We start from the raw sequence: 7,595 nt of genomic DNA, 5'->3' as shown, positions 1-7,595 counted from the left end.
CAGGGTGGGTCGACCGGGTCGTTCGGTAAGGGTGGCGCTCAGGGTGGGTCCACCGGGTCGTTCGGTAAGGGTGGGTCGACCGGGTCGAACCACGCGGCCGTCGACGGCTTCGCACCGACCGGGAGCGCTGCCGACACGTCGATCAGCCAACTCCTTCAGGATCTCCTGGAGTTCTCCGCGATTGTTCACTGGCTTGGCTTCTAGAACAGTTCCGCGGATGGTCCACGGAAAATGCGGAAACCGGGTGCGTCGCAGCGCCAGATGATTTCGCGCATGTGGACGAGTAGATCCCGGCTGGGTGGGCTCATCCTGTTCCGAAGAGCCATGGCGATGGTTGTTGGGGCGGCGGTCGCGGGTCCCCGGCCCGCTGGTGCTGATCGGTGCGGGTGCAGCGCTGTGATCGGTGCGGGTCGGCGGACGTGTGTCGACCCGCACCGGCGGACAGCGGTGGATCAGGATATGCGGGCGATTCCGCCGTACCAGCTGACCTGGGCGTCGGTCGGCCCGTCCGGCGCCGGCTCGGCCCGCCAACGATGGACGATCTGCACCCCGGGCTCGACGAGATCGAGACCTTCGAAGAAGCCCTCGATCTCCTTTCGGGTCCGGGTGGTGAGGGGGATCCCGCGCTGCCGGTAGATCTCGACGAGTCGCCCGGCCTCCTCCGGCGCGACGTCGGCCGTGCAGTGGGTGAGCGCGAGATAGCTGCCCTTGGGCATCGCGTCGAGGTACCGACGGAGAAGCTCGGTCACCTCGTCGACGTCGGGGAAGAAGTGGAGGATCGCGATCAGGGACAACGCCACGGGGCTGCTCATGTCGAGGGTTTCCCGTACCTCGGGCGAGGCCAGGATCTTCTCCGGTTCGCGCAGGTCGGCGTCCAGGTAGGCGGTGCGGCCTTCGGGTGTGCTGGTGAGCAGTGCACGGGCGTGCGCGAGGACGATCGGGTCGTTGTCGGCGTAGACCACCCGCGACTCGGGGGTGATGCTCTGGGCGACCTCATGCAGATTGGGCGAGGTCGGGATGCCGGTGCCGATGTCCAGGAACTGGCGCAGGCCCACCTCGCCGGCAAGGTATCGGGTCGCACGGTGGACGAAGGCGCGGTTCTGCTGGGCGGCGATGCGCAGTGCCGGGAACGCCGTCAGCGCATGTTCAGCGGCTTCCCGGTCGGCCGGGAAGTTGTCCTTGCCACCCAGAAAGAAGTCGTACATGCGAGCGGAATGCGGGACGTCCGTCCGCAGGTCGACCGGCTCGATCTGCTCCACCGGCCAGCCATACCTGTTCTTGTTGTCGCTCACGTCCCGGCCTCTCTCAGCGTCGTCCGGACATCGGCATGCACCGTCCCCGCATGCGTCTTGCCGGCGGCCGAGCGGTATCTGCCTGCCGGGTCAGGGAGCAGCGAGATGTTACCGAATTATGATGGTTCGATCTCAGGGAGTGGCAGGTGGGTCGGCAACGGGACGTGGCGTGGTAGCCCCGCCTGGTGCACGCTCCAGTGGGCGGCGGCCCAGGCGGCTGGCTCCTTTTCCCTGAGTTGAGGAGGATTCGGTCGTGACTGACAACGGTGAAGAGGCCCCCGGCGTCACTCGGACCCGAGGGGCTGCCTGGCGTCTGCTGGACAGGGTGCTGCTCCACGCCCGGGTGGAGTCCGTCGGAATGCTCGCCCGCCGAACGCGGCGCATCGTGCTCACCGGTCCGGCGCTGGCGGATCTCGCCTGGTCACCCGGGCAGAACGTGACGGTGTTCCTCGCCGATCCGACCAGGCTGGCGGGGTGGCGCAATGGCCCACGTGACCTCAAACGCAGCTACTCGGTGTGGGACTACGACCCGTCCGGCCGCATGGAGCTGGCCGTGTACGACCACGGCGGCGAGACCCCTGGGACGTCCTGGGCCCGTCGGGTGGTCCCGGGCGACGAGGTCATCGTCACCCGGCCGGAGGGGCGCCTGGTGACCCGTCCCGAGGCGGGCGTGCACCTCTTCGTCGGAGAGGACACGGCGGCCGTCTCGTTCGGCGCGATGCTCCGCACGCTGCCCGCACCGACCCTGGTCCGTGGTGTGATCGAGTGCGATGAGGAGGATGACCGGCTTCCGCTGCCGCGTGCCACGGAGCTGACCTGGGTCCATCGGCGCGGTGTGCCTGCCGCCTCCTCCTCGCTGCTGACCGCGGCGCTCGCCGATCTCGATCTCTCCGGTGGCGAGCCCGGCGCTGCCTACGTGGTCGGTGAGGCTCGCACCTGCCAGGCTGTCCGGCGCCATCTCATCGATGAGCGGGGCTGGCCCCGGCAGCGGGTTCTGGTCAGGGCCTTCTGGACCCCGGGCCGCCGTGGGATGGACTGACCAGTGCGTACGCCGCGGCCGTGGCAAACGGGGTCGCGACCGGCGGAGACTCCTTCCGGATTCCTTCCGTGATCGAGGCAGGCGCGGCGTCCGCCCACCCGATCAGGCCGCCAGCCGCGCCGGCCGGTGGCCTGCGCCGGCCGGGCAGGTGGCTGCGGGCCGGTTCACCCCAGGCGGGGGAGCGCCGAGGGTCGTCCGGGGCCGGACCTGCGGCTTCCCGTCGGCGGGCTTGCCCGTGTGAGCCCAGGTAGCCGTGTCGGCGGATCACCTGGAAGGGCCAGCGAAGGGCGCAATGCCGAAGAACTCTGAAGAGTCGACGCCCGGTTGCGTGACGCTTGTGCCGGTGTACGACAGGATGGCCGGGTGCCTCCCCGCCGCTCTGCTGGTCGGCGCGCGATCCCGACCCCGCTCGCGCCGAACACCGCCCCACGTGCCGTTTCGGTGACGCTGCCGACGCGTCCGGGCCCGTCGTCTCAGCAGGCGCTTCCCCTGCCTGTCGACTCCGCTCGTCAGCCTGTGCGCCTGCGTGACCTTCCCACCGTGGTGAGCTGCGGAGGCTGCGACCAGCGCTGGTCCGAGCTGGAGGCCGCGCACTGCCGGGCCTGTCATCAGCTCTGGCCGACAGTGGACGGCTTCGATGACCATCTTGTGGAGTGCCCGGCCTCGCCGGAGATCGCGCCCAGGAAGGCGAAGCGGATTCCCGACCAGCGCCGGAACTCCCCGGAGGCAGCCCAGGAGCCGGCCGAGCGTGCCCAGCCGTCGGCGGGGGCCGCGCGGGACGAGTGGAACGTCGCCTGACCGCAGGCCGCTGTCCGCTGTCCGCGTCGGCGTTCGTCCCTTCCTTCGCGCCGGACGTCGCGCCGGACTTCGTATCGGTGTCCGCGTTTGGCGGTCGTTCTCGGTGGATGATGCGGTCATTGGGCCCGACAGCCCGGTGATCGGGTCAGCAAGCTGCTACGTTCCGGCGCGGGAGCGTGCGCGCGCGTTCCGCGATGGTGGGCTCGGAACGGGAGGACGGCATGACCGTGTGCGGGCTGCTGCGGCTGGACGGTGCCGACGTCCGCCGGTCGGAGCTGACCGGAATGCTCGCGGCGTCCTCCATCGGTCTTCCCGCCGCGCGCCGGGTGCATCTGGATGGTTCGTTCGGTGTGGTCACAGCCGCGGATGATGCGGTCGGATCCATGCCACCTGTGCTGGTGGGGCCGGCCGGGCTGGTCGTCGTGATCGTCCACCACGGGGCGGGAGCGAGGGTGGTGCGGGTCGGTCGAGCCGGGGGCGCCCGAGTGGCCGCGCCGACGAGCCAGGCAGGCGCCGCCACCGGGCCTTTCCGCACCGCCGGTTCGATCGGTACCGTCGGCCCGCCGGGGCGGCGTGCCGCCTCGGACGGATCCGATGGCTCCTCGGCCGGCACCGGATCGGTGACTGTGCTGCGTCCCGCCGGTCCGCGCCCGGTCGGCCTGCGTCCTGCGGACGCGGGGGAGTCGCTCCCGGCGGTGGATGCCGCGGATGCCGCGGGCGGCGTGGATGTTGTGGACGCCGGGGCGCCGTGGCGGGAGCCGACCGGCGACGGCGGCTGGGACGAACGCAATCACGGTGTTCGGGCAGCGGACGCGCTGATGGCCTCGTACCGCGCCGCCGGGCAGCGTGCGCTGGGCACGCTGGGCGAGCATCTGTTGGCGATCGTCTGGGAACCGACCCGCCGAAGACTGATTGTCAGCCGGGGTGGCCGGCGTGCGGATGACCTGGTGGTCTGGTCCGACGGCCGCTATTTCGCCTTCGGCGCCGAGCCGGGGCAGGTGCTCGCGGTGGGGTCACTGGGCTCCGTCCGCCCGCGCCGGCTCGCGGCTGGTGAGACCCTGCCGGTGACCGTGGCGACCAGGCTCCGCAGGCCTCCCGCGGCCGACTTTCTTCCCCAGGAAGCCGAATCCGCCGTGTTGGACACTCCTGTCACCTGACCGGCGCACGCCAGGTGGCGCACCGCGGCATTCGTGAGCTATGCGGAGGCGGCGCCCCGGCCGGCCCGTACGAGGGTGACGACCTTCCGCTCCGCGACAAAGGACAGGAAGGGGATCGTGCCCGCCAGCATGAGGAGGATCGTCCTCTTCGCGGGGAACCGCAGGCGGCTCGCCAGATCGAACGCCGCGGCCAGGTAGATCATGTAAAGCAGCCCATGGATGGGCCCGATGGTCTTCACCACGGCCGGCTCGTCCGCCAGATACTTCAGCGGCATGCCGACGACGACCAGAAGAATCAGCACCACGCCGACCACGTAGGCGATGATCCGGTAGCGCAGCAGCGAGGAGCGGACGGCGGCGGGCGTGGAGCGCGGCCCGCCCTGTGCGCCGGGTCTGCTGGGCTCGGCCGTGCTCGGCCGGGACGTCACGGGCTCTGAGGATGCCGTCACCGGCGGCCTCCCTTACGGTCGTTGTCCGGGCCGGTGGCGTCGCGTTCGTACAGCGACGCGAGATAACGGTTGTAGGCGGCGAGCTCGAGGTCCTCTTCGGTCTCCGCCTCCGAGCCGACGGCCGAGACCTGGCCGGGACGTGCCTGGGGCAGCGGGGTTACCGCGACGGCACCCGCGGTGCCCTGCTGCGGCACGGTCGCCGGAACGGCGGCACCAGCGGCACCCGCGACACCGGTGGCATCCGCGGTGCTCCCGTCGACGGATGGCGCGGGAGCCTCCGGAGCTATGCGCCCGCCAAGGCCCCACTGGGGGCCGGAGTCCTCTTCGGCGTCCCGCGGATGGAGGTCCTCGGAGACCATCCGCCACCACCAGTAGGCGACGAAGGCCGCGAAGATCGGCCACTCGACGCCGTAGAAGAGGTTCTGCATGCTGCCGTGATCGGACTCACCCTTGGTCCACTGCCAGATGCCCATCCGCAGGAAGAGCCCGATCAGCGCGAGCGCGAGCGCATGGCGGGCGATCCACGACGGGCGGAGCAGAATCCTGCGCACGCAGCCGACGGTACCTGTCCGTCCGCGCGGGCGGGTAGCTCCGGCGATCCGGACGTGGCGGGCGTAGGCACCGGCGATCTGACGACGGATCGGAAAGCGGCCACGGTGAGCGACCCAATGGATCACGAGGCCCAACGGATCGCGGGACCGTGGAAGTGGTGGTGGGAGGTCCGTGGACGCGTGGAGGGCAGCCCTCCCACCATCCGCGGGGCTCGGTGACCGCGGGCGGATGACGGAACCGCCGACGGAGATGTGACGTGTGAGCTCCGCGTGCTGGCACCAGAGCGGTAGTGCTCCGGTGCCAGTGTCGGTTCGGCCCGCCCGCCCGGCTGGGGGGGGTTAGCGGGGATCGGGCGGGCCGGAACGACCACCACAACCTGGCGCGGTATGCGGTGGTGCGCTCATATGTCCAGTCGTCCGGGGGCCGTCGGAGGTTGCCGCGGATCGCGGATTTTTTTTCCGTTGTTTTTCGGGGTGATGCGGTGCCGCAGTGATGGCGCCGTCGGAGGGCGTGGACCTGCCGGCGCCAGTAGCCGGTGCCGGTGTCGACGGGTCTGCTCGGCCGACGGATCGGCTCGGCCGACGGGTCGGCTCGGCGGTCAGTAGAGGACGGCCGCCGCGAGGGTGAGCATCCGGCTGCCGTCGCTCGCCGTGACGCTGATGGGCGTCGATCCCGCAGCACGTGGAAGCCACACGGAGAGCACGGCGTCGGCGTCGCCGTTGGCCTTGGCGCCATGCGACGAGCCCAGTGCCACCTGATGGGACTCGGCATCCCGGCCGTCCCCGACGACCACGGTGAACGCGGCGTTCGGCCCCCCGAGATACAGGTCGAGGCGTCGGGGACCCGATCGTGCGTCGATGCTCAGCCGAAACCGGGAGGTGGCGAGGCGGTCGTTGTCTCCCGTGCCGGACGCGAGCGGCCGGCCACCCGTCCACGAGAAGCTGTTCCGGAAGCTGCCGGCCGCGGTGGCCGCGGCCAGGCGGCTGGTGTCGATGCTCGCGGCCGGATGGGCGGCGCGGGTCTGCACGCCTGCGTTGAACAGCACCCAGTCGAGGCAGCCATGCGCTGGTAGGGCCGTCCGCTCGCTGGCACCGAACACCCGAGCGGAGGCGGAGCTGCCGGCGGACTCGCGCGTGGACGCATCGCGATCGTGCCCCGTGCCGGACGAGTCCCCGAACCGGTGGTAGGAGGAGTCGTCGCCGTCGCGGCCCTGCGTGCCGGTTGAGGAGTCACGGTCCTGTTGCTGGCCATGCTGACGGTCCGAAGCACCGCCTCCTGCTCCGCCTCCCCAGCCGGAGCTGCCTCCCCAGCCGGAGCCGGATGCCGAGCCCGCCATCCCACGCGCCGTTCCGCGCACCGTGCCAGGCTTCGTGGCACCGGTGCCCCCGTTGGGTTGTTCCCCCGGGGACGGGCTGGTGGCGTCGGTGGTGGGCGTCGGCACCGGCGGAGTCCGCGTCGGAGCGGCGGACTCGGCGAGCTGTTCGGACGGCCGCACGACGCCCTTGGTCGGCGGGGGCTCGGTGGTGGGTGCGACGGGAGTCCGGGTTGCCGGGTGTGATGAGACGGTCACGGTGCCCAGGTCGGGGCTGCTGTGAGTGAGCACGCTGCTCAGCAGGAACACCCCGACGATCGACGCGGCGCCGGCACCGGCGAGGAGCGGCAGGCGGCCTCGGCCTCGGTCCTGGGCCGGGCGTGGCCGTGGTCGGACCCCGCCCGGCCGTTTCGTCACCAGGTCGCGGCGCCCGGACGTCGACCGAGGGGTCCACGTGGCGGACCGACTGTCGACCGTGCGGTCCGTGCCGGGCGTGTCGTCGGTCGTGCTGGTCCCGGCCGTGGCGGACGCGCCGGCCGGGGGCAGCGCGGGTTCCGTGGTGAGCAGGCCTCCTGCCTGGAGGCGGGCACGGATTCGCTCCGTGTTCGGATCGTGGCTTGCGAGTTCGCGGGCGAACAGGGCCCGCAGTGTGCTGGTGAAATCGTCAGCGGGTGCGGATTCGGGGCGCGCGGCGTTCCCGGCAGCTCCGGCCTTCCTGGCAGCTCCGGCGTTGGCAGGCCCGGTGTTCTCGGTGGGCCTGTGCACGCCGCCGAGAACGCCCGACGGCTCGTTGGTGGAAGCTGGGCGCGTGTCGGGGATGCCGCTCCCAGGGGTGTGCTCGTCCGTCTGGGAGCGAGCAGAGCGTCTCGTGAAACGATCACGGAACATGACATGCCCATTATGCGAGTACCGGGGGTTACCCGTGAACGCGCACTGTCGCACGCGCCCGTTCATACGGCCTCCACGATCAGGAAATCCGGGTGGGAGCGGTGACAT

At 71.2% G+C, this 7,595-nt stretch carries 7 protein-coding genes and 1 pseudogene; 4 read left to right on the top strand and 4 right to left on the bottom strand.

Annotated features, from left to right (window positions below):
- Positions 1 to 204: pseudogene (locus CcI49_RS42950) on the top strand (hypothetical protein); the annotation flags it as partial.
- A 248-nt stretch (positions 205 to 452) separates the two neighbouring features.
- Here CcI49_RS42950 and CcI49_RS21315 read toward each other — a convergent pair.
- Positions 453 to 1,292 carry an SAM-dependent methyltransferase gene (locus CcI49_RS21315; protein ID WP_054568992.1) on the bottom strand — a complete coding sequence of 280 codons (840 nt, stop codon included), beginning with the start codon at positions 1,290 to 1,292 and terminating at the stop codon, positions 453 to 455.
- A gap of 253 nt (positions 1,293 to 1,545) precedes the next feature.
- Between CcI49_RS21315 and CcI49_RS21310 the strand changes: the two genes are divergently transcribed.
- From CcI49_RS21310 to CcI49_RS21300, 3 genes are all read left to right on the top strand, one after another.
- Positions 1,546 to 2,331 (top strand): siderophore-interacting protein, encoded by a 786-nt coding sequence (locus tag CcI49_RS21310; protein ID WP_054568993.1) that lies wholly within the window; start codon positions 1,546 to 1,548, stop codon positions 2,329 to 2,331.
- Between the two features lie 441 nt (positions 2,332 to 2,772).
- The gene (locus tag CcI49_RS21305; RefSeq protein WP_050796123.1) at positions 2,773 to 3,129 is read left to right on the top strand and encodes a hypothetical protein; all 357 of its coding nucleotides are present in this window, start codon (positions 2,773 to 2,775) and stop codon (positions 3,127 to 3,129) included.
- A gap of 176 nt (positions 3,130 to 3,305) precedes the next feature.
- Positions 3,306 to 4,286, top strand: coding sequence for a hypothetical protein (locus tag CcI49_RS21300; protein WP_235498197.1), 981 nt, complete (start codon positions 3,306 to 3,308; stop codon positions 4,284 to 4,286).
- 38 nt (positions 4,287 to 4,324) lie between these two features.
- Here the strand turns inward: CcI49_RS21300 and CcI49_RS21295 are convergent, their stop codons facing one another.
- The 3 genes from CcI49_RS21295 to CcI49_RS41605 form a co-directional block, all read right to left on the bottom strand.
- On the bottom strand, positions 4,325 to 4,735 hold the full coding sequence (locus tag CcI49_RS21295; protein WP_076828826.1) for a DUF3817 domain-containing protein: 411 nt from the start codon (positions 4,733 to 4,735) through the stop codon (positions 4,325 to 4,327).
- The gene (locus CcI49_RS21290; protein WP_054568995.1) at positions 4,732 to 5,286 is read right to left on the bottom strand and encodes a hypothetical protein; all 555 of its coding nucleotides are present in this window, start codon (positions 5,284 to 5,286) and stop codon (positions 4,732 to 4,734) included. The genes CcI49_RS21295 and CcI49_RS21290 overlap by 4 nt, the downstream gene beginning before the upstream one ends.
- 599 nt (positions 5,287 to 5,885) lie before the next feature.
- Positions 5,886 to 7,487: a hypothetical protein gene (locus CcI49_RS41605; protein ID WP_152991525.1), complete on the bottom strand. Its 1,602-nt coding sequence runs from the start codon at positions 7,485 to 7,487 to the stop codon at positions 5,886 to 5,888.
- Positions 7,488 to 7,595 lie beyond the last annotated feature (108 nt).

This window comes from Frankia sp. CcI49 (assembly GCF_001983215.1).
In the GTDB taxonomy this organism is placed as follows: Bacteria; Actinomycetota; Actinomycetes; order Frankiales; family Frankiaceae; genus Parafrankia; species Parafrankia irregularis.
The sequence above is the reverse complement of the archived record's forward strand: the minus strand, read 5'-3'. Positions and strand labels throughout refer to the sequence as shown.

Excerpts from the sequence above, each read along its gene's own strand:
- CcI49_RS41605 (WP_152991525.1), bottom strand. The coding sequence starts at position 7,487 with ATGTTCCGTGATCGTTTCACGAGACGCTCTGCTCGCTCCCAGACGGAC.